26 protein-coding genes are annotated in these 26,361 nt (G+C 44.4%); 16 read left to right on the forward strand and 10 right to left on the reverse strand.

All coding sequences use genetic code 11. The annotated features are described in order from the left end of the window. From ruvC to ACMXYN_RS10195, 5 genes are all read right to left on the reverse strand, one after another. Window positions 1-522, reverse strand: coding sequence for a crossover junction endodeoxyribonuclease RuvC (gene ruvC / locus ACMXYN_RS10175; RefSeq protein WP_415891719.1), 522 nt, complete (start codon window positions 520-522; stop codon window positions 1-3). A 120-nt stretch (window positions 523-642) separates the two neighbouring features. After that, window positions 643-1,380 (reverse strand): YebC/PmpR family DNA-binding transcriptional regulator, encoded by a 738-nt coding sequence (locus ACMXYN_RS10180; RefSeq protein ID WP_415891720.1) that lies wholly within the window; start codon window positions 1,378-1,380, stop codon window positions 643-645. Window positions 1,381-1,542: 162 nt separating this feature from the next. Then, window positions 1,543-3,303 carry an aspartate--tRNA ligase gene (gene aspS, locus ACMXYN_RS10185; RefSeq protein ID WP_415891721.1) on the reverse strand — a complete coding sequence of 587 codons (1,761 nt, stop codon included), beginning with the start codon at window positions 3,301-3,303 and terminating at the stop codon, window positions 1,543-1,545. A 77-nt stretch (window positions 3,304-3,380) separates the two neighbouring features. After that, window positions 3,381-3,617 carry an FmdB family zinc ribbon protein gene (locus ACMXYN_RS10190; RefSeq protein ID WP_415891722.1) on the reverse strand — a complete coding sequence of 79 codons (237 nt, stop codon included), beginning with the start codon at window positions 3,615-3,617 and terminating at the stop codon, window positions 3,381-3,383. A 158-nt stretch (window positions 3,618-3,775) separates the two neighbouring features. Further along, complete coding sequence (locus tag ACMXYN_RS10195) at window positions 3,776-4,222, reverse strand: HIT domain-containing protein (protein ID WP_415891723.1); 447 nt, start codon at window positions 4,220-4,222, stop codon at window positions 3,776-3,778. A 135-nt stretch (window positions 4,223-4,357) separates the two neighbouring features. Here ACMXYN_RS10195 and ACMXYN_RS10200 point away from each other — a divergent pair, with 135 nt between their 5' ends. From ACMXYN_RS10200 to ACMXYN_RS10215, 4 genes are all read left to right on the forward strand, one after another. Further along, on the forward strand, window positions 4,358-5,488 hold the full coding sequence (locus ACMXYN_RS10200) for a GNAT family N-acetyltransferase (RefSeq protein WP_415891724.1): 1,131 nt from the start codon (window positions 4,358-4,360) through the stop codon (window positions 5,486-5,488). A 39-nt stretch (window positions 5,489-5,527) separates the two neighbouring features. Continuing rightward, window positions 5,528-6,016: a DUF1353 domain-containing protein gene (locus tag ACMXYN_RS10205; protein WP_415891725.1), complete on the forward strand. Its 489-nt coding sequence runs from the start codon at window positions 5,528-5,530 to the stop codon at window positions 6,014-6,016. A gap of 76 nt (window positions 6,017-6,092) precedes the next feature. Then, a complete protein-coding gene (locus tag ACMXYN_RS10210) occupies window positions 6,093-6,512 on the forward strand; it encodes a hypothetical protein (RefSeq protein ID WP_415891726.1) in 420 nt (139 codons plus the stop codon). A 108-nt stretch (window positions 6,513-6,620) separates the two neighbouring features. Then, a complete protein-coding gene (locus tag ACMXYN_RS10215) occupies window positions 6,621-7,592 on the forward strand; it encodes a GGDEF domain-containing protein (RefSeq protein ID WP_415891727.1) in 972 nt (323 codons plus the stop codon). Between the two features lie 59 nt (window positions 7,593-7,651). Here the strand turns inward: ACMXYN_RS10215 and ACMXYN_RS10220 are convergent, their stop codons facing one another. The 5 genes from ACMXYN_RS10220 to ACMXYN_RS10240 all read right to left on the reverse strand — a co-directional run bounded on the left by ACMXYN_RS10220 (window position 7,652) and on the right by ACMXYN_RS10240 (window position 14,914). Further along, the gene (locus ACMXYN_RS10220; protein WP_415884250.1) at window positions 7,652-8,263 is read right to left on the reverse strand and encodes a Yip1 family protein; all 612 of its coding nucleotides are present in this window, start codon (window positions 8,261-8,263) and stop codon (window positions 7,652-7,654) included. A gap of 495 nt (window positions 8,264-8,758) precedes the next feature. Next, window positions 8,759-11,656, reverse strand: coding sequence for an aminomethyl-transferring glycine dehydrogenase (gene gcvP, locus ACMXYN_RS10225; protein WP_415891728.1), 2,898 nt, complete (start codon window positions 11,654-11,656; stop codon window positions 8,759-8,761). Window positions 11,657-11,837: 181 nt separating this feature from the next. Then, complete coding sequence (gene gcvH, locus ACMXYN_RS10230) at window positions 11,838-12,227, reverse strand: glycine cleavage system protein GcvH (protein WP_415891729.1); 390 nt, start codon at window positions 12,225-12,227, stop codon at window positions 11,838-11,840. A gap of 36 nt (window positions 12,228-12,263) precedes the next feature. Next, a complete protein-coding gene (locus ACMXYN_RS10235) occupies window positions 12,264-13,568 on the reverse strand; it encodes a serine hydroxymethyltransferase (protein ID WP_415891730.1) in 1,305 nt (434 codons plus the stop codon). 35 nt (window positions 13,569-13,603) lie between these two features. Continuing rightward, window positions 13,604-14,914, reverse strand: a complete 1,311-nt coding sequence (locus tag ACMXYN_RS10240; protein ID WP_415894479.1) for an L-serine ammonia-lyase — start codon at window positions 14,912-14,914, stop codon at window positions 13,604-13,606. An 821-nt stretch (window positions 14,915-15,735) separates the two neighbouring features. Between ACMXYN_RS10240 and ACMXYN_RS10245 the strand changes: the two genes are divergently transcribed. From ACMXYN_RS10245 to ACMXYN_RS10300, 12 genes are all read left to right on the forward strand, one after another. Further along, window positions 15,736-17,121: an alanine/glycine:cation symporter family protein gene (locus ACMXYN_RS10245; RefSeq protein ID WP_415891731.1), complete on the forward strand. Its 1,386-nt coding sequence runs from the start codon at window positions 15,736-15,738 to the stop codon at window positions 17,119-17,121. Between the two features lie 204 nt (window positions 17,122-17,325). After that, a complete protein-coding gene (gene gcvT / locus ACMXYN_RS10250; protein ID WP_415891732.1) occupies window positions 17,326-18,441 on the forward strand; it encodes a glycine cleavage system aminomethyltransferase GcvT in 1,116 nt (371 codons plus the stop codon). 89 nt (window positions 18,442-18,530) lie between these two features. Further along, a complete protein-coding gene (lipA, locus tag ACMXYN_RS10255; RefSeq protein ID WP_415891733.1) occupies window positions 18,531-19,466 on the forward strand; it encodes a lipoyl synthase in 936 nt (311 codons plus the stop codon). A gap of 10 nt (window positions 19,467-19,476) precedes the next feature. Then, the gene (locus ACMXYN_RS10260; protein WP_415890993.1) at window positions 19,477-20,064 is read left to right on the forward strand and encodes a sarcosine oxidase subunit gamma family protein; all 588 of its coding nucleotides are present in this window, start codon (window positions 19,477-19,479) and stop codon (window positions 20,062-20,064) included. 29 nt (window positions 20,065-20,093) lie between these two features. Continuing rightward, complete coding sequence (locus ACMXYN_RS10265; RefSeq protein WP_415891734.1) at window positions 20,094-21,032, forward strand: homoserine kinase; 939 nt, start codon at window positions 20,094-20,096, stop codon at window positions 21,030-21,032. 308 nt (window positions 21,033-21,340) lie between these two features. Then, window positions 21,341-21,619, forward strand: coding sequence for a hypothetical protein (locus tag ACMXYN_RS10270; RefSeq protein WP_415891735.1), 279 nt, complete (start codon window positions 21,341-21,343; stop codon window positions 21,617-21,619). A gap of 158 nt (window positions 21,620-21,777) precedes the next feature. Beyond that, window positions 21,778-22,425 carry a TatD family nuclease-associated radical SAM protein gene (locus tag ACMXYN_RS10275; protein WP_415891736.1) on the forward strand — a complete coding sequence of 216 codons (648 nt, stop codon included), beginning with the start codon at window positions 21,778-21,780 and terminating at the stop codon, window positions 22,423-22,425. Between the two features lie 184 nt (window positions 22,426-22,609). Then, window positions 22,610-23,191 carry a hypothetical protein gene (locus ACMXYN_RS10280; protein WP_415891737.1) on the forward strand — a complete coding sequence of 194 codons (582 nt, stop codon included), beginning with the start codon at window positions 22,610-22,612 and terminating at the stop codon, window positions 23,189-23,191. Window positions 23,192-23,942: 751 nt separating this feature from the next. Next, window positions 23,943-24,215 carry a hypothetical protein gene (locus ACMXYN_RS10285; protein ID WP_415891738.1) on the forward strand — a complete coding sequence of 91 codons (273 nt, stop codon included), beginning with the start codon at window positions 23,943-23,945 and terminating at the stop codon, window positions 24,213-24,215. Window positions 24,216-24,231: 16 nt separating this feature from the next. After that, complete coding sequence (locus tag ACMXYN_RS10290; RefSeq protein WP_415891739.1) at window positions 24,232-24,609, forward strand: hypothetical protein; 378 nt, start codon at window positions 24,232-24,234, stop codon at window positions 24,607-24,609. Between the two features lie 65 nt (window positions 24,610-24,674). Continuing rightward, window positions 24,675-25,097, forward strand: coding sequence for a hypothetical protein (locus ACMXYN_RS10295; RefSeq protein ID WP_415891740.1), 423 nt, complete (start codon window positions 24,675-24,677; stop codon window positions 25,095-25,097). Window positions 25,098-25,181: 84 nt separating this feature from the next. Beyond that, a complete protein-coding gene (locus ACMXYN_RS10300; protein WP_415891741.1) occupies window positions 25,182-25,796 on the forward strand; it encodes a DUF1294 domain-containing protein in 615 nt (204 codons plus the stop codon). Window positions 25,797-26,361 lie beyond the last annotated feature (565 nt).

Raw genomic sequence — 26,361 nt, forward strand, 5'->3', positions numbered from 1 at the left:
TTATTGACGTCTCCAACTGGCATTGCGACTAGACATAGTACCTGCTGTTTTAATCAAGCTATTACGAGTATGGGCATGACAGAGTGCAATTGCGAGCGCATCGGCAGCATCCGCTTGCGGTAAACCGGGTAATTTTAAAATATGTGCCACCATATGCTGAACTTGTGATTTATCAGCCGAACCTTTACCTACGACTGACTGTTTAACTTTACGAGCAGCATATTCGTAAACCGGTAACTCCGCATTAGTACCTGCAACAATAGCGACACCACGCGCCTGACCAAGCTTAAGTGCAGAATCGGCATTACGCGCCATAAACACCTGTTCAATCGCAAACTCTTGGGGACAATAACGCTCGATCACTTCAGATACACCGGTATACACCTGCTGTAATCGCTCAGGTAATTCATCACCTTTAATACGAATACAACCACTGGCAACATACTCATTTTTATTGCCAACGCAGTTAATTACACCGTAGCCGGTGATTCGGGAGCCCGGGTCTATTCCTAATATCAGCATCAATACAATCTACTGGTTATTTATACAGGCAAGCATACAGTAGTAAGGTTTGTTTACAAAGAGTTTTCTAATACCCAAATGCCAATTGAAGCACACCAGACATCCCACCAATTTCAAAGATCAATCTAGCATCACCTCTTCAGGAATAATCGCGTTGTGGTAAACATTCTGCGAGTCATCCAAATCATCCAATACATCGATTAGCTTCAGCACCTTTCGTGCTGTATCCACATCAAGCTCAACGGTTGTTGACGGAATCATCGCCACTTCAGCATGAACAGGCTCAAGACCTTCATCTTCGAGAGCCTGCCTAACATCGAGAAAGTCATGCCAATCGGTAAACACATCTATCGAGCCGTCGTCGCTGGCAACAACATCATCCGCACCCGCTGCTAGCGCTGCATCCATGATGGTTTCTTCATCTATTTCTGCAAAGGTGATCTGGCCTTTTTTATCGAACAGATAAGCAACGGAACCACTCGTACCAAGATTACCGTTGTACTTATTAAATGCAGCCCGTACTGCCGCCACAGTCCGATTAACGTTATCTGTCATGCACTCAACCAGGATGGCGACACCGCTAGAGCCATAACCCTCGTAGGTTAGCTCGTCGTAATGATCACCTTCACCGCCACCAGCGCCACGCTGAATTGCTTTATCGATAGTGTCGCGCTTCATATTCGCGCCAAGAGCCTTATCAACCGCTGCGCGCAGCCGCGGATTATCGTCGGGATTGCCACCACCTTCTTTTGCTGCAACCACCAGCTCTCGAATAAGCTTAGTGAAGATCTTGCCGCGTTTTGCGTCCTGCGCAGCTTTACGGTGTTTGATATTGGCCCATTTAGAGTGACCTGCCATAACCCCCACTCCCTTTCGATATTATTTTTATCCAATATAAACAAAAAAAGCCGCCCGAAGGCAGCTTTTTCAATAGACACAATATTCTTGTTCGTCACTCCAGCGAAGACTGGAGTCTATACATCAGATTCCTGCCTTCGCAGGAATGACGAAGAAATTACGTTAAGGCGTTTTACGCAGCTTAATGTTCAACTCACGCAACTGTGCAGCACTTACTTCACCCGGCGCTTCAGTCATCATACAAGATGCACTTTGCGTTTTAGGGAAAGCAATAACTTCACGAATAGAATCTGTACCCGTCATCAGCATAATCAAACGATCAAGACCGAATGCCAAACCACCGTGCGGAGGCGCACCGTACTGTAGCGCGTTTAGTAGGAAGCCAAACTTGTCATCAGCTTCTTCATCAGAGATACCAAGAATCTCTAGTACAGTTGCCTGCATTGCTTGATCGTGGATACGAACAGAACCACCACCAAGCTCACAACCATTAAGAACCATGTCGTATGCACGAGATAGCGCTTCTAGCGGGTTCGCTTTTAGCTCTTCTGGAGAGCAGCTTGGAGCAGTGAATGGGTGGTGAAGCGCTGTAAGGCCACCATCTGTTTCTTCAAACATTGGGAAATCAACAACCCATAGAGGCGCCCACTCACACTGAGCCATCTCAAGATCTTCACCCACTTTGATACGTAGAGCACCAAGCGCTTCAGAAACAACTTTAGCCTTGTCAGCACCGAAGAATACGATATCACCGTTTTCAACACCTAGACGATCCATGATCGACATAGTCACTTCATCACCTAGGAACTTGATGATTGGAGACTGTAGGCCGTTAACACCGTTTTCTATTTCGTTAACCTTGATCCAAGCAAGACCTTTAGCACCGTAGATGCTTACGTACTTAGTGTAATCATCGATGTTCTTACGAGTCAGCTTAGCGCCACCAGGTACTTTAAGTGCTGTTACACGACACTTAGGATCGTTTGCTGGGCCTGCGAATACTTTAAATTCGATATTCGCCATTAGATCAGCAACATCAACCAATTCCATTGGGTAACGAAGATCAGGCTTATCAGAACCGTAACGCTGCATTGCTTCTGAGTAAGGCATGCGTGGGAAATCACCCAGATCTACACCTTTAAGCTCTAGGAACAACTTGCGGATCATAGTTTCAGTCAGACCCATGATACCTTCTTCGTCCATGAACGAAGTTTCGATATCGATCTGAGTAAATTCTGGCTGACGATCAGCACGCAAGTCTTCATCACGGAAACACTTAGCGATCTGGTAGTAACGGTCAAAACCAGAAACCATCAACAACTGCTTAAACAGCTGTGGAGACTGTGGCAGCGCGAAGAACTGACCGTCGTGAACACGACTTGGTACCAAGTAGTCACGCGCACCCTCAGGCGTTGCACGGTTTAGAATCGGTGTTTCGATATCTAGGAAACCGTTGTCATCTAGGTAGTTACGAATCGCATTAGATACTTTAGAACGGAAACGTAGCTTTTCCTGCATCTCTGGACGACGCAGGTCGATATAACGGTTACGTAGACGTACATCTTCACCAACATTTTGGTGCTCATCCAACTGGAACGGAGGTGTTTCTGACTTGTTAAGGATAACAAGTTCTTTACCTAACACTTCGATTTCACCAGTAGGCATTTCAGAGTTGATCGTACCTTCTGGACGGCCACGAACAGTACCTTTGATCTCAACTACGAATTCATTACGGCAGCTATCTGCTAGCGCGAAGCTCTCTTCACGATCTGGATCAAATACAACCTGTGCTAGACCTTCACGGTCACGCACGTCTAGGAAGATAACACCACCGTGGTCACGACGACGATGAACCCAACCACAAAGGGTAATGTCTTCGCCGATATGCTCTTTTCTGAGATCGCCGCAATAATGACTGCGCATAATTTACTGTTCCTGTTAACTGTCTCGGTTTGGTTTTCACCAAACGGTCAATGAATTAATACTTTATCTATCCGGAATTAGCTGTCTGTACCTGACGAAGCACCGGAGCCACCCGCAAGATTTTTCTTCTTGCCGGTTTTAAAATCTGTCTCGTACCAGCCAGAACCCGATAGACGGAAACCCGGCGCCGATACTTGTTTGGTCACTTCCTCACTTGCGCAGGAAACACATGCAGGCGCAGGCGCATCACTTTTAAGAACAAGTTTTTCAAACTCGTGACCACAGCTGTCACACTGAAAATCAAAGATTGGCATTGGAAATAAACCCGATCGAAACTTCCTAAACGCAGGAAGCGTATTTTAAAAACGGCGGATTATACCTTATTTAAGCAGAGGGAACAGGCCCCAAATGGGATTGAGGCCCTAAAGATTTAAAATAGAGGTGACTAATTTTCTATGAAGCTTATTGAAGCTTATTCTTCCGGTACAAATTCCAGCTCGCCGGACATTAAAGCTTCCAGTTTTCGTCTAATTTCATGGATCTGTTCTGCAGTATATGGCTCCGCTGGCACCTTACCCCAAACAGGCCCTGGCCAAGCCTTATCAGTCTCATAACGGACAATATGATGGAGGTGTAATTGCGGCACCATATTCCCCAACGATGCTACATTCATCTTTCTAGCAGCAAAGCTATCAGCCAAGTTTGATGCTAAAAATGATGACTCTTTGATTAACTCGCACTGTTCATCATCAGAAAGATGATAGATTTCTGTCGCACCTGCACGCCTTGGCACCAATATAAACCAAGGATAATTAGCATCGTTTAACAGCAAGAGCCGACTAATCGGAAAATCCCCTAACACTATACAATCAGCGGCTAACTGCGGGTGAAGTTCAAACTCAAGCTCTAATTCGTCCATTACAATACTCCTATCATCTTCTCTGGGGGCCTTATACAAAACAATGGCTTTGACACTGACATCCTTCTCTATTCAAATAGAAAACGCGTCGCCCCAACACTATTTAGCTTAGCAACACAAAACCGAAGCCGCGATATGTTAGAAATAAAAATTTGCCATAAAATCAGTGAAATAGGCCAAGATGCATGGAATAGCCTCCTTCCGTCTGATTACCCTTTTTGCCGATATGAATTCCTCCACGCACTAGAAGAATCAGGCAGCGTAAGTGCGAAAACAGGCTGGCAACCACTACACATCCAACTACAAGATAACGGTATAACTATAGCTATACTGCCGCTGTATCTTAAGAATCATTCCTACGGTGAATATGTGTTCGATTGGGCTTGGGCCGAAGCATATGAGCGTTATGGCATGGATTATTACCCAAAACTCGTATCATCCATCCCCTTCTCGCCTGTGGGTGGTCCAAGGTTGTTGACGAAACAACCACTAGAACCTTTATATGAGAGTTTAAACCAAGCCATTCCACAGCTATGCCAACACTTCAAAGCGAACTCTTGGCATCTACTCTTTCCATCCAAGAAGGAAGCGGACTCACTTGATAGTGCAAACTACATGATCCGGAAAGGCTGCCAGTATCAGTGGTTTAATCGAGACTATTCTTCCTACGAAGACTTCCTGCAGAATCTAACGTCTCGTAAGCGTAAAAACTTGAAAAAAGAGCGCAAAAAGATAGATGAGCAAGGTATCACTCACCGTCAAGTTCAAGGCAAAGATATAACCGATAATGAGATTGACACCTTTTACGATTTTTACCGTTTAACCTATCTAAAACGCGGGCGAGAAGCCTACCTCAGCAAAGCGTTTTTCACCCAACTAAAACAGACAATGCCCGAAAACCTGTTACTCGTTTTGGCTTACAAAGACGAAACACCCGTTGCAGGCGCACTGTCATTACAAGATTCAACCACCTTATACGGGCGATACTGGGGCTGCTTTGATCAATACGACAGTCTTCATTTCGAAACCTGCTACTACCAGGGCATTGAGTATTGTATTAGTCTGGGGTTAAAGCGATTTGATTCTGGCGCTCAGGGAGAGCACAAAATACAGCGAGGATTCACCCCTGTACCGACTTATTCAGCCCATTGGCTTAAGGAAGTTGGGTTTAATAAAGCAGTCCAGCAGTTTATTGATGAAGAGACCTCTGCGATTGATGAGCAGATCGAGCAGCTGAAAAAGTATTTACCCTACAAAGGGCTATAATAGAAAAAGGACTTAAACGACAAGACAAGGAGTCATTTGATGAATATGCCAACTATTCGTCCCCTACCAATAAAAACCAAAAACGAATCCCTTATTATTCGTATCCTACGTTGGATATTTGCTGTACGAAAATGGGTACTCACCGCTGATTGGACCTACACCATGCGTGATGGCACCACGATTGTGATACCTAAAGGTTTCGAATTTGATGGTGCATCTATTCCCCGCCCTCTTTGGGCCATTCTCTCCCCTACCGGCCTGCTTTTCATACCAGGTTTAATCCATGACTACGCCTATAGATATGACCAACTCATTGGCATCGACGAAAACGGCAAACGCTTTGCCTACAAAGCAGGCGCTGGCAAATCCCATTGGGATCGTGTCTTTCGTGAAACGGGGATTGATATCAATGGCGTTGCGATTATCGATACCCTCGCGTGGTTAGCACTGGCTTTAGGCGGCTGGTACACCTGGAGGCAACACCGTAAAACCAATGCTCAACCCGTCATTGAACAAGCAACAGAATAACCCCTATTGGAAACAATCAAACATTCATAGCGCATATAAGCAGTTGCGCTCTTTCTACCTTTTAAGAGCCCAATCTATGAACATCATGGAAGATACTCTCTATAACAAAATTAAAACCCAAGCCAACTGGTTTGCCAAACATGCAGCTAGACACAAAAGGATGAATCATACCCTTTGGTTTATCTCTTCATTCACATCAGTCAGCATTGCCATCTGTGCCAATTTTTCATTCTCGATATTCAACCTTTCTTCAGACCATCTCACAGCCCTTTTAGCTATTTTTCTCCCTGTTATTACCGGATACACGCTTTTAAGAGGCCCTGAAAACTTGTGGGTCATGGAAATCGAGATGAGAAACCGCTTATTAGATCTGCAAAGCAAAATGGAACTCAAATCAGAAAATGAAAATACTTTTGATCGAGCAGAATTTGAAGAGGAATTTTTTGCAATTTTGAAGGATGCAAACAGCAAATGGCAGGAGATAAAAAGCAAATAAAACAGACAAGACTAATTTATATTAACCGTTTGTTCAGAAATATTGCTTAGACTGCTACAATTTACAGAAACCTAACCCCTACGGGCCTTGTAGCGTTAAGTAGCATCTATGAGCGAACACCATCACATCAAACAAGCGTTTGAATTATCCGCAAAATTTCTTGCGCACAAGTCTTATAATTCTCTGACGCATGCCATTCTTCACTACTTCTGCTCATTAGAAGGTGTCGAAGACGCGGTGTCTTACGAAATTTTCGGGGATTCTAATTCGGACACCGGTCTATCTATACGCCGTTTCCCTCTCACGCTTGATGAATCGTTCATCGATCGACATAACGACCTCATGCTGAAAACACTGCCTAAAAGTAAAGGCGGTGTCGCATGCATGAAATTCAAAGGTGAAGACTATATCTTCTTGGATATCACCAAAGATGTTATTCCTCGACGCATCATTTTGATCACTGGCAAAGTATCTGAAGAAGATATGGTTTTGATCGAAGGCGTCTTCAGCATCTATGAGAAGCAAGTTGCATTATTAGATGCCAAAGAACGCGACATGCTCACAGGCTTACCAAATCGTCAGACAATGGAACTAAGCCTTAACGATGTCGTAGCATTTCACCGCGGCCATCAGAACAACCATATAAAATCATCTTGGATGGTTGTTCTGGATATAGATCACTTTAAAAATATTAATGATACCTTCGGCCATCTCTATGGGGATGAGGTTCTGCTTCACTTTGCGGAGCTGATGAAAAAAACTTTCCGTTATACCGACTTTTTATTCCGATATGGCGGTGAAGAGTTTGTGGTCATACTAAACAATGCCGATCAGGAACAAGCGATACAAATACTCGAACGTTTTCACAAAGCGGTTCAAGATTATACCTTCCCATCAGGGAAGCTAACCGTAAGTATCGGCTATACAGAGATAGACCCAGTAACACCACCAATGCTGCATTTCGAACAAGCTGACCGAGCGCTGTACCACGCTAAAAATAACGGCAGAAACCTTATCGTACACTTCAGCGAAGTTAGCTCTCGAATTGAAGTGCCCGATGATGATGTAGAGCTTTTCTAAATATTCTTCCAACACAAAAAGAGCAGCCTAAGCTGCTCTTTTTCATTTCAGTAACCTGCTCACCCAGAGATAAATACCGGTGCAAAGCCTAAGTTCCAAACGATCACTGTACCCACGCGAGTGATAACCAAATACACAAGCCCTACTGCCAGAATTGCTCCACAGAAGAAGAAAGCCTGATCTTTATCGATACCCAATACATGTGGCAAACCGTCGTAGATCAAATAGCCGGTATAGGCAGCCGCAGCAAGGTAAACCAGCATATTAGCCCATGGAACTGGGTATAAAGAGATAAAGCCAGCTAAGAAAAGCGGCGTACAAGAATAAGCAGCTAAAGCAATACCATTAGCAGCATATTCATCATGTCCACTACCGTAAGTTTTTGACATCCAGTCAATCATCCAGCCTAAGCCAAACACACCAACAAGGATTGCTACATAGGTTAAGACGTTCAATTGTAATGCACTGATTGCAGTAAGCTTAATCAACTCACCATCACCGACACGCCAACCAAATTGAGTTGTAGAAATGTAAGCACACACAGGACCTATTAGCGCCAATAGACAGGTATAGGCCATATAGATACGACTGGGATTACTGTGCTCTTTTTTGATCAATTCCCACTCTGCATCAGGGTGGGTAAACATTCCGGGTATGTGACTCAGCAGCATAATGATCACCTCTTAGGCTTGTTATTTTGCGAGTTATTAGCTTCGAGTTGCCTCTAGCTATTACGTTCCCAATGAAAAACAGATCATTTTTCATACAGTTATTTTAGTTGAGTTCGCAGAGGTTCTCCGGCAATGCATCTTGAAAATCTCTAAAGCAATCCAGCGATTCTCATTCAAATTTTTAAAGATCAAAAAAAACGGGGCTAAATTAGCCCCGCAAAAAGCTCCAACACAAGGCTGGGAGCACACCAATTTCGAGTAGACGCCAAATCCACTCTAACGACCTATAAAATAGAAAGGTTGCAGTTACCAGATTCCCCCCTGGTAACTGCGGGAGTAACGGGTAAATCTGACGTTTTACCCGTTGTTCAGCTCAAGCCGGCACAGATTGGCTATCGCTGAATTAAACCAAGTGGATCTCCGGTTCACTTGGCTCAAGACCAATGGTTCGACTTTTTAACTTTGCTGCAAGAGCAACCCTGCAGCAAAAGATAATTACTGGTCTTGATAAGCTTCGATACCTGGACAAGAGCAGATAAAGTTCCGATCACCGTATACGTTGTCGATACGGTTCGCTGTTGGCCAGAACTTGTTCTGACGAGTCGCTTCATTCGGGAATACTGCTTCTTCGCGGCTATATGGACGTTCCCATGCAGCACTCATAATGTCCGATTGCGTATGCGGCGCATTGAATAGCGGGTTGTTATCCGCCGGCCATTCGCCGTTTTGCACTTTGTTGATCTCTTCACGGATCTGAACCATGGCATCAATAAAGCGATCGATCTCTGCTTTAGATTCCGATTCAGTCGGCTCGATCATTAGAGTACCTGCTACCGGGAAAGACATGGTTGGCGCGTGGAAACCGTAGTCCATTAGACGCTTAGCAATATCTTCTTCAGTAACACCGCTTTCCTCTTTGATTGGGCGGATATCAACGATACATTCGTGAGCAACTTTGTTGTTGCGGCCACGGTAAAGTACCGGATAGTGCTCAGCCAATTTCTCAGTCATGTAGTTAGCATTAAGAATCGCCATCTCTGTCGATGCTTTAAGGCCAGACTTACCTAGCATAACGTTGTACATCCACGTGATCGGTAGGATCGAAGCAGAACCGTAAGGCGTCGCTGCAACCGCACCGTTTTCTGGATTTACACCTTCAACTGGGCTTACTTTGTGGCTCGCTAGGAACGGTGCCAAGTGGCTCTTAACGCCGATTGGACCCATACCTGGACCACCGCCACCGTGTGGGATAGCAAATGTTTTGTGTAGGTTTAGGTGAGATACATCAGATCCGATTGCACCCGGCTTAGAGATACCTACCTGCGCATTCATGTTCGCGCCATCCATATAAACCTGACCGCCGTTTTTGTGAATGATGTCGCAGATCTCTACGATATCTTCCTCATAAACACCATGTGTGGATGGGTAAGTGATCATCAAGCAAGATAGATCATCTTTATGTAGCTCTGCTTGTGCACGAAGATCAGCAACATCAACGTTACCGTTGTCATCACACTTAGTCACAATGATCTTCATATCCATCATTGCTGCAGATGCAGGGTTAGTGCCGTGCGCAGACGATGGGATCAAGCAAACATTACGATGACCTTCACCAACAGATTCTTGGTACTTACGAATCGCTAATAGACCTGCGTATTCACCAGATGCACCTGAGTTAGGCTGCAAAGAAACTTTGTCGTAACCGGTAATTTCTACCAGTTGATCTTCCAGCTCATTTAGCATTTGGTGATAGCCCTGCACTTGGTCAGCCGGTGCAAACGGGTGAATGTTTGCAAATTCAGGCCATGTAACTGGGATCATCTCAGCTGTAGCGTTTAGCTTCATGGTGCAAGAACCGAGTGGGATCATGCCATGCGCCAAAGAGTAATCTTTGTTCTCAAGCTTCTTCATGTAGCGAAGCATGTCGGTTTCGCTGTGGTAGCTGTTGAACGTTGGGTGCGTCAGGATTGCATCTTCACGACGCATCTCTGTAGAGATACCCGTCGCTTCACCTGCAACAATTGCTGCATCTAGCGCAGCAACGCTTAGACCGTGATCGTCGCCAAGAATAACGTCTAGCAACTGCGCAACATCTTCAGACGATGTTGTTTCATCCAAGCTGATACCCAACTTATCAGAACCAACCTTGCGGAAGTTACAACCCGCATCGATCGCTCTTTGGTAAACAACCTCTTGAGTCTCAGGCAGAGAAACAGTCAACGTATCGAAGTAAGTGTCATTGACCACAACACCTTTCGCTTTAAGACCATTAGCAAGCACAGCCGTTAAACGATGTACTCGCTCTGCAATTGTCTTAAGACCTTCTGGGCCGTGATAAACAGCATAGAAAGAAGCCATGTTGGCAAGCAAGGCTTGAGCAGTACAGATGTTAGATGTCGCCTTCTCACGACGGATATGCTGCTCACGAGTTTGCATCGCCATACGCAATGCTTGGTTACCGTTTACATCGATAGATACACCGATGATACGACCAGGCACAGAACGTTTAAGCTTTTCAGATGCAGCAAAGAAAGCTGCGTGTGGACCACCAAAGCCCATCGGCACACCAAAGCGCTGAGAGGAACCTAGTACAACATCAGCACCCAGCTCACCTGGTGATTTAAGAAGAACCAAGGCTAGGATATCAGCCGCAACGGAAACCATTGCTTTCTGGCCTTTAGCCGCATCAATAATAGATTTGATATCAGTGATATCGCCGTAAGTACTTGGATACTGTAGCTGAACACCAAATGGATCTGCTGCTTCAAGATCTGTTAGCGGGTTACCTACTACGATGTCATAACCAAAGTATTCAGCACGTGTTTTGATAACGTCCAACGTTTGCGGGTGAACATCATCAGCAACAAAATAGGTATTTGTCTTCTTACGGTTGGAACGTTTACACAGCGTCATCGCTTCTGCAGCTGCTGTCGCTTCATCAAGTAGAGAAGCGTTCGCCAACTCCATACCGGTTAGGTCCATCACCATCTGCTGGAAGTTAAGCAGTGCTTCTAGACGGCCTTGGGCAATCTCTGGCTGGTAAGGTGTATAAGCTGTGTACCAACCTGGGTTTTCCATAACGTTACGCAAGATAACGTTTGGAACCAGAGTATTGCTATAGCCCATACCAATATAAGATTTATTAACCTTATTTTTGTCAGCTAGTGTTTTGATATACGCAAGCGCATCAGCTTCAGTCTTACTATCCGCCATATCTAACGCATCATCTAAGCGGATGGAATCTGGAACTGTCTGTGTAATCAGTTCATCCATTGAGTTAAGACCCAAAAAGGACAACATCTCCTGAGTCTGCTCACTATCTGGACCAATATGACGACGAGTAAAGTCAGTCGTCTGCTGAAGATCACTCAAAGTACGAGTTTCTACTGCCATAACAATAACCTGTGGTAACAGCTCGATTTAAATGTGTGTAACAGACATTTAAACCAAATAAATTTAAGGGTGCGAAGCGGTCCTGCACTACCACTTCGCCTTGCTAAAGCTAATTGGGGGACAGGGTTACTAAGTACTTAGGCTGATTAGACCTTTACAACATACCTAGCAACTCAACCAATTAAGCTTCTTCTGCAATCGTTGCTTCGTACGCTTCTGCGTTTAGAAGTTTCGCCAATTCAGATGAATCAGAAAGCTTAATTTTTACGATCCAGCCATCTGTGTAAGGCGCTTCGTTTACTGTCTCCGGTGCATCTTCCAAAGCTTCGTTTACTTCAACTACTTCGCCGCTTACTGGAGAGTAGATGTCAGACGCTGCTTTTACAGATTCAACTAGAGAGAACTCTTCACCCGCTTCTACTGCGTGACCAATCTCTGGTAGTTCAACGAAAACTACATCACCTAGAAGTTCCTGAGCGTGATCAGATACGCCTAGAGAGATAGTGCCGTCACCATTGTCCAGAACCCACTCATGGCTTGGTGTGAAAAGGTAGTTAGATGGAATGCTCATATTGTTTTCCTATTGCTCATTCGTTACACAGGTTTATTAACGGTAAAGAGGGAACTTCTTGCACAGCTCTTCGACCTGCGCACGCACTTCCGCTTCAACTTTGGAGTTATCTTCTGGGTTAGCCACTAGACCATCCAATACATCACTAATTAGATTACCAATCAGCTTGAACTCTTCTGGACCAAAACCACGGCTTGTACCTGCTGGCGTACCTAGACGAATACCAGAAGTCACCATTGGTTTTTCAGGGTCAAATGGGATGCCATTTTTGTTACAAGTAATGCCTGCACGCTCTAGCGCTTCATCTACGGCATTACCTTTCAGGCCTTTAGGTCGAAGATCGACCAACATCAGGTGTGTGTCTGTACCGCCAGTTACAATGTCGCAACCACGCTCAACCATAACGCCCGCAAGTACTTTGGCATTCTCTACTACACGATCGATGTAAACTTTAAATTCAGGCTGTAGCGCTTCACCGAAAGCAACGGCTTTCGCTGCGATTACATGCATCAGTGGACCGCCTTGAAGACCTGGGAATACCGCTGAGTTGATCTTCTTACCTAGATCCAGATCGTTAGATAGGATCATGCCGCCACGTGGACCACGTAGAGTTTTGTGCGTGGTTGTGGTTACAACATGCGCATGTGGAAGTGGTGATGGGTGAGCACCTGTCGCCACTAGACCTGCGATGTGCGCCATATCAACAAACAGGTACGCACCTACTTTGTCAGCGATCTCACGGAAACGCGCGAAATCGATCTGGCGTGGAATCGCAGAACCACCTGCAATAATCATCTTCGGCTGGCATTCAACTGCTAGCTTCTCAATCTCATCGTAGTCAATACGGCTATCTTCACGAGACACACCGTATTGCACAGCATTGAACCATTTACCAGAAAGGGCTGGACGCGCACCGTGAGTCAAGTGACCACCAGCATCCAGAGACATGCCCAATACAGTATCGCCCGGCTGCAATAGTGCCAACATAACCGCGCCGTTTGCTTGCGCACCTGAGTGCGGCTGAACGTTTACGAATTCGCAGTTAAATAGCGCTTTCGCACGCTCGATAGCTAGGCCTTCCGCCTTATCTACGTACTCACAACCACCGTAGTAACGACGGCCCGGATAACCTTCTGCATATTTGTTTGTTAGTACTGTACCCTGCGCCTGCATTACGGCTTTAGATACAATATTTTCAGAGGCTATCAGCTCAATCCCCATCTCCTGACGATCAAACTCTTCATTTACTGCAGACAGCAGATCAGCATCGCGCTCTGCTAGGTCTTGGGTAAAAAATGCTTCGCAAACAGCGTCGTTGCGATACAGATCACTGTGACTCATGATTTTTTATTCTCTTATTTTTTTATTACGAAGAATCAGCAGGCAACCACGTTTACGGCCAGCCCACCTTGAGAGGTTTCTTTATATTTATCCTGCATATCCAGACCTGTTTGACGCATGGTTTCGATAACAGAGTCTAGAGACACATGATGTTCACCATCACCACGAAGTGCTAAGCGCGCAGCATTGATCGCTTTCACAGCCCCCATGGTGTTACGTTCGATACATGGCACTTGGACCAGACCACCAATCGGATCACAGGTCAGGCCTAAGTTATGCTCCATGCCAATTTCCGCAGCGTTCTCGATTTGCTGATTAGTACCGCCCATCACGGCACAAAGCGCGCCGGCAGCCATAGAACAAGCCACGCCGATCTCACCTTGGCAGCCCACTTCGGCAGCCGAGATAGAAGCGTTCTTCTTATAAAGCATGCCAATAGCAGCGGAGGTCGCTAAGAAATCGAAAATACCTTGTCGATTTGAACCCGGAACAAAACGGTCGTAGTAAGCTAGAACAGCAGGGATAACACCGGCAGCGCCATTTGTTGGCGCCGTCACCACACGACCGCCCGCTGCGTTCTCTTCGTTAACCGCAATAGCAAATAGATTGACCCAATCCATTACAGTTAACTGATCTTTCAGTGCTGCTTCTGGGCTAGACTTAAGCTCTTCATAAAGCTCGTGGGCACGGCGTTTAACATGTAGACCGCCCGGTAGCTCACCCTCTTCAGTGCAACCACGTTTAATGCAGTTATCCATCACCTGCCAAAGGTTCCACAGGCGCTCTTCTAACACGCCTTGTTCGGCCCATGTCAGCTCATTGGCTAAAACGATTTCAGCAATGGTTTTTCCTTCACGTTCACAGACTTCTAATAGCTCAACGCCATTATCGAAGTGGAATGGAAGTTTGAATTCAGGCTCTGCACCTTTCTCTTTACCTGCTTCGGCGTCACTTAGCACAAAGCCACCGCCTACGGAGTAAAAGATGTTGTCGTGCAAAATAATGCCGGCTGCATCGTATGCTTTAAAATGCATGCCGTTTGGATGCTTTGGTAAGGACTCACCAAAGTTAAAAGGCAGATCCGTTTCAGGATTGAACGCAATCATGCGCTCGCCTGCTAAATTGATCTGCTTAGTGTTACGAATCTGATCAACGTAAACAGGTACTTTATCTGGATCGACTAGATCTGGCTTCTCACCCATTAGACCGATCATCACCGCAACATCCGTTGCGTGACCTTTACCTGTCATCGCTAAAGAACCGAACAAACCTACATGTACTGAGGCAACTTGATCCAGTTGATCACGCTCACGCAATTCATCTAAGAAACGATTAGCCGCAACCACTGGGCCTACCGTATGAGAACTGGAAGGGCCAATCCCTACTTTATATAGATCAAAAATACTTAATGGCACTGCGACCTCACTACAGCGGTCTTACCGCTCTTTTTATTATTTTATTTATCTACTCTTTAAACCGTCTCTTTGTAGGTTGCGGTGATAGTCCGCTTACTAAAGAGCTATATAACTTCGAACAAATTGATCACTATTTGTTCAAATACCGTCGATTTGATTTCAGACTAGCAGTGAGATTTTCCAAAATCAACAAAAAGTTTCCTATTGGAAACTTTTTTCATTTAAATCCAGTTTTGTTGCTTTAAAATTCACCTTAAACGCTACTTGCTTCATTAAAGCCTAATCCTTGTTTCATTGGCGCAACCAACTCAACAGCGATAACCCTATGGATTTAAAGCTGTCAAAAACTAGCTAACGATCCTAGATTCATCATAGTAAACCGCCCTGCTGATAAGCTTTTTAGCCTACTTGTCCAAAATGAAAATTTTTCCTATAACGCCAACCACCTGTTTTTATTAGGCTTTATTCAAAAATTAAGAATTAGATAGTTCTAATCAAATCTTTTTCAACATATTTTCGTTGAAATTAATTTTCCCTTACGCTAGCTTTGTTTCGTATTGGAAACTTATTTCACAAATAACCTTTCTTTTTCTTGAGTGGCAGATTCAAGCGAAGTAAGCGAAGCCAAAAGCTTCACCTTTTGTAAGTAAGCATGTTTGGAAATCTAAAAGCTCTGCCCTGGTGCTTTAAGAAGTTTTAAACAATCCAAGTGCGTTCAAATAAAAATAACAATCCGATTGGAGTCTAGGTTCATGGAAACATTAACCTCTATCATCAGCAGCATTAATGGGATCGTGTGGGGTCCTATGATGCTTGTTCTTATTCTTGGCGTTGGTTTATTCCTAATGCTGGGTCTACGTCTTATGCCTCTTCTTAAACTAGGTACGGGTTTCAAACTTCTGTTCGAAGGCCGTAAAACTAAAAAAGGAGAAGAAAAAGAAGGCGAAATCTCTCCCTTCCAAGCACTAATGACTGCGCTATCAGCAACAGTTGGTACTGGTAACATTGCCGGTGTAGCTACGGCTGTATTCCTAGGCGGACCTGGTGCTCTATTCTGGATGTGGTGTACCGCATTGGTTGGTATGGCAACTAAGTTCTCTGAAGCAGTACTGGCTGTGAAGTACCGTGAAGTAGACGAAGAAGGCCGCCATGTTGGTGGTCCGATGTACTACATCAAAAACGGTCTTGGCGCTAAGTGGGCTTGGTTAGGTACTGCATTTGCAATCTTTGGTGCAGTAGCCGCTTTCGGTATCGGTAACACGGTACAGTCCAACTCTGTTGCAGACGTTCTAGAATCTAACTTTGGCCTAGATGTTTGGGTAACAGGCGTGATCCTAATGGTACTTGTAGGTGCCGTTCTGATTGGTGGTATCAAGCGTATCGGTGCAGTTGCTGGTTCTCTAGTACCTCTAATGGCAATCGCTTACCTAGGTGCAGGCCTAGTTGTACTAGCAATTAATGCTGAAGCAATCCCTGCTGCATTGGATCTAGTATTCACTCACGCATTCTCTCCAGCTGCGGCTGAAGGTGGTTTTGCGGGTGCTGCTGTTTGGGCGGCTATCCGTTTCGGTGTAGCACGTGGTGTCTTCTCTAACGAAGCGGGTCTAGGTTCTGCACCTATTGCCCACGCTGCGTCTCAAACAAAAGATCCTGTTCGCCAAGGTCTAATCGCGATGCTGGGTACGTTTATCGATACCCTAATCATCTGTTCGATTACTGGTCTGGTTATCATTACTTCTGGTGCTTGGACATCAGGTGAGTCTGGTGCAGCACTAACGTCTGCAGCGTTCGCTCACGCCCTTCCTGGCGTTGGTAACTACCTAGTAGCTATCGCTCTAGCGGTATTCGCTTTCACTACAATCATCGGTTGGTCTTTCTACGGCGAACGCTGCGTTGAGTTCCTATTCGGTGTTAAAGCGATCAAACCATACCGTGTTCTTTGGATTATTGCGGTGCCTGTAGGCGCAATCGTAAGTCTGGATTTCATCTGGCTAGTAGCAGATACGCTAAATGCCATGATGGCTCTGCCTAACTTGATTGCTCTGGCGTTATTGAGCCCGGTTGTCTTCAAACTGACTAAAGAGTACTTCGCGCGTAACGGTGCTCCAGTTGATACAACTGACGGTAAAAACGCTTAATCCTTAGCTTTAAAGCTAAAGATCGGATCACCGACGGTGGTCCGATCCTTTAAAGCCTGAACAATCTGTTGAAAGAGTTTTACCCCAATAGAGCTTTTCCATCAGATTGTACTTAAAGAACTGTAGTCAAAGCACTGCACCTGAAGAACACAAGCAGCTTCGTAAATACGAAGGCTGCACAGAACAAGCATTATGGAGAACACAATGTCCGAACTGAGCAAAACACCTCTATATGACCTGCACATTGAGCTAGGTGGAAAAATGGTACCTTTCGCAGGTTTTGAAATGCCGGTTCAATACCCGCTAGGTGTAAAGAAAGAGCACGTTCACACCCGTGATCACGCTGGTCTTTTTGATGTATCTCACATGGGTCAGGTTAAGCTAACAGGCGAAAATGCTGCAGCTGAACTAGAAAAACTAGTACCTGTAGACATTATCGATCTACCAGCAGGCAAACAGCGTTATGCCCTTTTCACTAACGATGAAGGCGGCATCATGGACGACCTGATGGTAACTAACTACGGTGATCACCTTTACGTTGTAGTTAACGCTGCATGTAAAGATCAGGACATCGCTCACATGCGCGCAAACCTTGGCGAAGGCGTTGAGCTAGAAGTTCTTGATGACCGCGCACTGGTTGCACTTCAAGGCCCAGAAGCAGCACAAGCACTATCTCGCATCTGCCCAGAAGTTAATGAACTTGTATTCATGGACTCTCGTCACATCGCTATCGATGGCGTTGATTGCTTCGTGAGCCGTTCTGGTTACACAGGTGAAGATGGTTATGAGATCTCTATCCCTTCTGCTGATGCAGATCGCCTATGCCGCCTATTCCTAAAGCAGCCAGAAGTTGAATTTATTGGCTTGGGTGCACGTGACTCTCTACGTTTGGAATCTGGCCTTTGCCTATACGGTCACGACCTAGATCCAACAACAACGCCAATCGAAGGTAGCCTTATCTGGGCGATCAGCAAGTGCCGTCGTGCCGATGGCGAACGTGCGGCCGGCTTCCCAGGCGCTGACAAGATCCTTGATCAGATCGCTAACAAAAACTACAGCCGTAAGCGCGTTGGCCTTATCGCATCGGGTAAAGCTCCGATCCGTGAAGGCGCAGACCTTGTAAATGCTGACGGTGAAAAGATCGGTACTGTTACTTCTGGTAGCTTCGGCCCAACAGTAGGCAAGCCAGTAGCTATGGGTTATGTAGAAACCGCTTACTCTGCACTTGAAACAGAAGTTTTCGCTCTAGTACGTGACAAGCAGCTACCAATGGTGGTTTCTAAAGCACCATTTATTGAGCAGCGTTACTACCGCGGTTAATCCGTTTCCATCCCGTAAGTCTTGGAGGCCGGGCTACCACCCTTATCAGCTTGGCCTCTATTTTTAATTGAACATCGCGAGGTGTCACTATGGAATTGATTCCACTACAAGAGCTGAAAGGCGAATCAAAAATGTCTCGTCTGCGTCATAAGCCAGACCCAGAAAGAGAACACCTACGTAAACCGGAATGGATTCGTATAGATGCCCGCTCAAATGCCAATGTAAAAAAGGTTAAGAAACAACTTCGCGACCTTAAATTGCATACGGTTTGTGAAGAAGCATCCTGCCCTAACTTGGCTGAGTGCTTTAGTCACAAAACTGCGACATTGATGATCATGGGGGCTATCTGTACACGCCGCTGCCCTTTCTGTGATGTAGCGCATGGTCGACCAATGGCGCTTGATCCAGAAGAGCCTAAGAATTGTGCATCCACAATCGAAAAGCTCGGTCTTAAATATGTGGTTATCACTTCGGTAGATCGTGACGATCTAAGAGATGGTGGTGCTGCACACTTTGCTGAAGTAGTTAAAGAAGCACGTAAAGTCAGTGACGACCTAAAAGTTGAGATCTTAGTCCCAGATTTTCGCGGCAAAGTTGATCTTGCATTAGAGATCTTATCTCAACAGGTTCCAGATGTTCTGAACCACAATATGGAAACTGTACCTAGCTTGTACCCATCGGTACGCCCGGGTGCGGATTACCATAACTCGCTGAACCTTCTTTACCAATTTAAGCGTTTAAATCCAGAAGTCGATACAAAATCTGGCTTGATGGTTGGTTTGGGTGAAACCAAAGAGGAGATCATCAAAGTAATGAAAGATCTTCGTGCTAATGATGTCGACATGTTAACCATCGGCCAATACCTACAGCCAAGCAAGTACCACCTCGCTGTAGAGCGTTATGTAACGCCAGAAGAATTTAAAGAGTACGAAGAGATCGGTTATGAGCTGGGCTTTAAGAATGTTGCCAGTGGCCCGATGGTTCGCTCCTCTTACCACGCTGATTTACAGGCAAAAGCCCTGTAAAGGAGTAAAAATGTCTATGCAAAACAATACTAACAAAGCCACCCAAGGCGGCACGCTGGTTCATTTGAACATCCAAGCAGCGATAGACAACGACAGCCGAATTAATAGCATTATTGTGCGAGAACGCCCTTTTATTGGCGATCTTGCACTGGATACCGAGCCTGACCAAGATCTGCTTATCGCCGTGGGTGAAGTGATGGGCGTTGCTCAACCGCTAACGGTTAATCGCATCTCCTGCATGGGCCGTTTAGCGATTCTTTGGATCAACGAAAACCGTTGGTTGGTTCTACCACCTACCGGTGCACATGAATCTGTATTCCAAGCACTGCGCGAAACCTTTGGCGAAGATCTTAAACTAGAAACCTCCGAAGACGGCTCAAAAGCGTATTTAAATAAAGCAGCGATACATTACCTGCTAAGCAGCTCAAATACCCAGCAGTTTTCATGCTTACCCGTGACTGATGTTGAGCTAGCTGAAGGCATCAACATTATGTCTCTTCACGACACTAAGGATTACGACATCCTAGTGCGTAAGAGTTGTGCAGAAAGCCTATGGCAGTGGCTGCAAAAGAACACTGAATCCCCAAAAAATCACTAACAGATACACCAGTAGGACAAAGACCGATAATGTCAGTTTACACCGCAGTTAGCTTTTCAGAACTTCAAACTCACCTTCAGAACTACGCTGTCGGTGAGTTACAAAGCTATAAAGGCATTAGTGCAGGCGTTGAGAACAGCAATTTTTTTGTCGATACCGATCAAGGCCGCTTTGTCCTAACACTGGTTGAATCTGTACCTAAAGAGAAACTGCCCTTTATTTTGGGTCTAGTTGATCATCTAGCGATTAACGAGCTTGCCTGCGCTCAGCCTATTCATCTTAATAACGGTGATCTATTCGGCATGCTCAACGGCAAACCCGCTGTATTAATGAACTGCTTAAAAGGCGAACCACTAGAACAACCGACGCTTTCACAAGCAAAAACAATTGGTAGCACCCTCGCTCAGTTCCACCAGCTCTCATCTCAGCTAGAACTCGATGAATACAGCCATATTCCGCAGTGGTGCAACGAGCTAGCGTCTCGTGTGTTACCGAAGCTAGATAAAGAGCAACAAACACTATTACAAAACAGCCTGATGGAAACCGGTGATATCGACTGGACTACATTACCTTCTGGGCCTGTACACGCAGACCTGTTCCCAGACAACGCTATGTTTGATGGCGAACGTCTATCCGGCTTGATCGATTTCTACCACGCTTGCTCTACACCTTATCTATACGATCTAAGCGTTACCCTTAACGCTTGGTGCTTTGACGAATCCAATAATCAGTTTGATACCCAGAAAGCGCAGCAGATGCTGCAGATGTATCAGGAGATCCGCCCTTTAGATCCGATGGAGATCGATCTGTTACCGGCAATGATGAAAACCGCAGCGCTGCGCTTCTGGTTATCCCGCCTTCGCGACATCCATTTTCCTACTGCTGGGGAAGATGTCACCCAAAAGAATCCGCAAGGAAAACAAGCGCTTTTAGAACGCCTAAAAAGCGACTTTCCAGTTATTCTTTAATCGTCTAAAGAAATTATTTTTATAGCTCCCTATTCTGGTTCATTCGCACCAAAATAGGGCTGCTGTTATGCACCACGCCTCTAGCCCTTTAAATACGGCAAATCCTTAGTTGAATCAAACTCATCTTTCGCAGCTGCAACATGAATTTCAATACTTGAATGAATATTCATTGTGAATTTTTATCCTCCTAATGTATTAGAGAATCTTAAATTCCTCTCCTAAACTCTTATTTACCGGTTTGGAGAGAGACCGGTAGAGACTCCGATACACATAAAAAAATAGCCTGTTAAAGGCAGAGGAAGAGAGAAATGTTGACCTACGAAGAATGCCTGGAACTAAGTGACCTAACTGCAGACGAAGTTGATGCCATTGCAGAACACGAACACATGGACCCAATGATCGCCATGGCTCTCGGTCACTACATGATTACCCATGACGGCGAACAGAAAATTAAACGAATTATTATGGATGACATCGCCAAAGCACAGCGTGATCACAATTATGGTCACGCAGAAATGCTGCAAAAAGTACTCAACCACTTTATAGCGACTCACCCAGAACACGGCGCCCAGCAAGCAGCCGCGTAAAACGCACCAAATTCATAGCGAAACCTTCCCCTTCGATACCGGTTAAAGGGTGCGTTTGCACCCTAACCGGGTCACTTTTGATAAGCATCAACGCCTCCGTTAACTCGCCCTGCTAAAGTAGATTTCTATCTATGAATATCGCTGATAAGCAGTAAGCTATGACACAAAAACGCCCCAACCCTGCAAAACGCTCTACCTCATGCGAACACCAAGACAGCTACGTTTATCAGATCCGCAATAGCCTCTACATCAACTTAACCGACCGTTGCACTCTCGCCTGCCAATTCTGCCCAAAACATAACGGCTCAACCGAAGTTAAAGGTCACGAACTCTATCTCAGCAAACGACCAGAAGCAGACACGATCATCCCCTTAATCGGTAACCCAACCAATTACGATGAAATCGTATTTTGTGGCTATGGCGAACCCACACTTCGCCTAAAAGCTCTGTTGAAAATCGCTACTTGGGTAAAAGAAAACGGCGGCAAAACCCGTATCAATACCGACGGCATCGGTAGCCTCTTCCACAAACGCGACATAGTGCCTGAACTAGCAGTATGCATAGATTCACTATCGATCTCGCTGAACGCTCAAGACGAGACGGTCTATCAACAACATTGCCAACCTACCCTACCCGACTCTTACCAAGCAGTACAAACCTTTATCAAACGCGCTAGCGAATTGATTGATGATGTACAGGTATCGGCAATTAATGGGTTAGAGGGTGTTGATGTTGTTCAGTGTCGGGAGCTTGTTGAGGGATTGGGTGCAGAATTTAAGCAGAGAGAGTTGGATGTTGTTGGTTAAAGGCAGGACGCAGCTTCGCTGCTAGAGGACGCCTTTGGCTAGAGATCGCTACGCTTTTAGAACGCCACTTTGTGGCTAGAGAAAAAGATTCAAGACAAATCAGTACTCTCCTGCACTTTTCATATCCCACTATCTCTGCCAGTATTGGGTGCATTAAGGAAGACCCATCAAGCACGGAGCACCCATGAAAAGATTAACCACACTCCTTCTATTACTAATCTTTAGTCCGATAAATCAAGCTCATTCTGCTGGAATATACAAGTGTAAAACTGATCAGGGCAAAACTGGGTATTTCTCTTCTCCATGCAAATACAATGTACCCAACAGTACCCAAACCGTCATCAAATCAACTAATAACCAGTTAATTGATGTTACCAATATTCCGCAACAACAAGGTGAATATATAGATACGCAGTTAGTGTTAGATTTTTTTGATAAAACGCTTACTGCGTGCCTTGGTAGAAATAAAAAAGTTTTTTTTAACCTGTTTTCAGACAGAGCCAAAAGTGCAAGATATGGCATGCTCACGTATAACAAAGAAAAATTAGATAAATACATGAATCTAATTTGCACACAATTAGACGACTTCCATCATAACCAATTCAATAGTGCTCCTGAGCAATTCAAATATGGCCTTAAAGAGTTCCCTAGATCTAAATATGGCAACAATATGGATACTCACCTCTGTATTCACAAGAATAACCAGTGTGAAAAGTCATTGCGTGCAGTTATCGAACGCGGGGAACTTAGAATTAATGAACACTAACAAGGAAGATGCAAAGGAATTTTGTGTCGTTGTAGCCTAATCAGTAAAAAGCCTATCAACCTATATCTAGAGATAGCTAGGATTAAATCGAGGGTAAGTTTGAGCTACCAGCACTAAAAAACATCAAAGACAGTATTACGGGCTGGACGTCACATGCGCTCTGCCCTTTATGGCGGCGCTATAACTCATAGGGTAAATCGTGGAAATTAAAACAGGGACAAGTTTTTTCGGTTGGATCATTTACCTCATATTTGCTTCGCTCATTCTCAAATATGTATTCGAGAGCTATCAAGCTACCTCAGAGCTAGAGTGGGTCCCGTTAGCGTGCGTGTTAGGCTTCGGTATTTTAGGAGCTACTTTTCAATTCCTTCCAAGTAGAGGTCATGGAGCTGACCTTGGAGGTAGAAATACAATAATTCCGCCAAATGACAACAGCGGGAACGATGGTGGTATTTAATGAAATATAACAAGTTTGCTAACAATCACCCTTCGGGCTCGAGCGCAAACTGCGCAGCTTCACAGCGATGCTCTAAATTACAAAAGCGTTATGCATAGGTAAACATATGGAAGTTCCATACGTAATTGGAGTAATTGTAATCCTTATGTTAATCCTAGGCACTTTTGAACATATCAGGATGCAACGGCTGTCCGGCGAGCGTGGCGAAGTCGATATATGCAAATATGCCAAATCCTTCGACTATAGAAGCGTCGACACGAAAATCATGAGAGAAGTTTGGAATGAACTTCATCTTTGGCTTGGGAAATACGACGGAAAGGCTTTTCCCATAAAACCGAAGATAAGTTTGAAGATACTTACAATATGGACCCTGAAGATCTTGATGATATCTATTTGGCAATAGCGGACCGCTTAGGGATTAATACTGAGAACCCGCAGAAAAAACCATATTTCAACAAAGTTACTTCTGTAAAGAATTTAGTACTTTTTCTGCACCATCAATCAATAGTTAGGAATTCACAACAATATGACATCTCACGCATCCAGCAAGAATACATTAGGCATTAACTTCTAAAGATAAGCTATGCGAACAGTTAAAGTAAGGCACTTGTATGGAGTAGGAGAAACTTCTGCCCCTTGGGAAAACCACCCATTAGATGAATTTATTTTTCTTCATCCTTTTTTAGGGTTTGCACTGGCATGTTTGAAGGTTATGCCACCTCTAACAGTACTGAATGATGCTTTCTGTAAATCAGTATCAGATAGTGGAATGAGCGGTGGGATCGAATGGAGACCATTCGAAATTGATTGTGACGAGTACTCTGAATTAGTAGAGGTTCTATATACTGACCCCAAACGAGATATCGTTCTTGATGAAGAGCTCGATAGAATTAAGACTTTCAAAGAGTGGAATAAAAAGGCAATGATTAAATACAACCCAAGATACCGAGATAAAAATTAACAAGGCTTAATTAAGATCATGCTTTGCGCTCACCTTAGTTAAGTGTTAGGCCATTAGGAAGGAATATGATAAAAATCAAATGGAAAGCAAGAAGCTCTTATCTGCTTTACTTTTACCAATATCTGGTACTTTTGGTAATAGCACTGGTTTTAAACCAATATAGTAATCTTTTAGCCAGTCTTGCAATTTTAGCCATTGCAGTCCTTTTAATTGACGCAAAGACTATGAGATATGAGGTGTCAGACAGTCAAGCATTTGTATCTGGCAGCTTGCTCGAGAGAGAATCTTATGAAATTGATTTAAAAGACGTTGTTGATATTTATGTGTTAGATGAAAAACCATGGAGCTTTTTCTCCCTTGGTACTGTTCTGCTGGTTATAGACCCACATGAAGAAGCCCATCCCTGCATCAAAGCGGTAAAAAACCCATACGAGATAGCCTCTAAAATAGAAACACTAGCTGTGAAGCAAGGGGCAGTCCTTGGATAACAAGGCTATCAATATTCTCCCTATGGGCTGGACGTTGTATGCGCTCTACCATTTATCGCGGGCTTAAACTAAAAGGAATAACAGTTGAGATTCCAAGGAAAACTTACTAACTGGAATGATGACAGAGGATTTGGTTTTGTTGAACCAAACGGAGGCGGTGACCATTCTTTTGTTCATATCAAATCATTTCAGAAACCATCTAGAAGGCCCGCTGATGGCGACCTAATTATTTATGAACAAGTTAAAGATACAACGGGTAAATACAAAGCGGTAAACATAAGCTTAGTTAGTGATAAAAGGGCTAATAGAAAAGCTTCTCCTCCAAGCCGAAAAATAGGAGCGGCCTTAGCAATTTCTTTTTGTGCGGCGGTAGTTATTACAGTCTTTCTCAAATTTTTGCCATTTGAAATTTTATATCTTTACGCTGCGGCCAGCGTAGTAACGTTTATTACTTATGCTTTTGACAAATCAGCTGCTAAAAATAATAGATGGCGTACTTCAGAAAGCCAGCTTCACTTGTTATCGTTGGTCGGGGGTTGGCCTGGCGCATTTTTAGCCCAAAGTAAATTAAGGCACAAATCCCGTAAAAAAGAATTCAAACAAGTGTATTGGATAACAGTTGTAATAAATATTGGAGCTTTCGGATGGCTACTAAGTGCTCACGGTCAGCAATTTTTAGAAACAAATATCGGCTTGTAAGCGGTTCAAACAAGAATCGTAATACACAGTTATTTACTTAGAGTTATGAGATAAGCATCAGTGATTCTTAAACAAGGTATTAAATTTTGAAGTTCGTAAAAACGTACATTGGCTGCTTAATCATAAGTTTCGGTATTTTGCTTGTGATTGGATCCGTTCTTATGTCTGTAGGTATTAAGCTACCTGACTTAGTGGCTGGCTACCTTCTCGAAACATGGCTTGTAATGGCATTAGTAATATATCCATTTGCTAAGAAAATTATTCGGGTATGAATGATGGTTTAAAGCAGCTTGGAGCAACCGGATTACTTAAACGGAAGCCGAAACTTTCTATATTTCCTAACGCGTTAGCTGATGGTACTTTGTCTGAGATAGAAAAACGTTGCTTGCAAGAGGCTTGTTACTCAGCTGGGCCTGGAAAGGTTGAATTATGCCTTTAATATTTCGAAGAACGAGCAGTTTGAGCAAATCATCACTAATCTCCTACTTTTTCAGCTAGATATTTGGAGTTTTCAAGCATGGAGTGCTTTTCTATCGCCCCAATAATTGCAACTTGCCTCCTTGTA

It is taken from the genome of Neptuniibacter sp. PT8_73 (assembly GCF_047778045.1).
Lineage (GTDB): Bacteria > Pseudomonadota > Gammaproteobacteria > Pseudomonadales > Balneatricaceae > Neptuniibacter.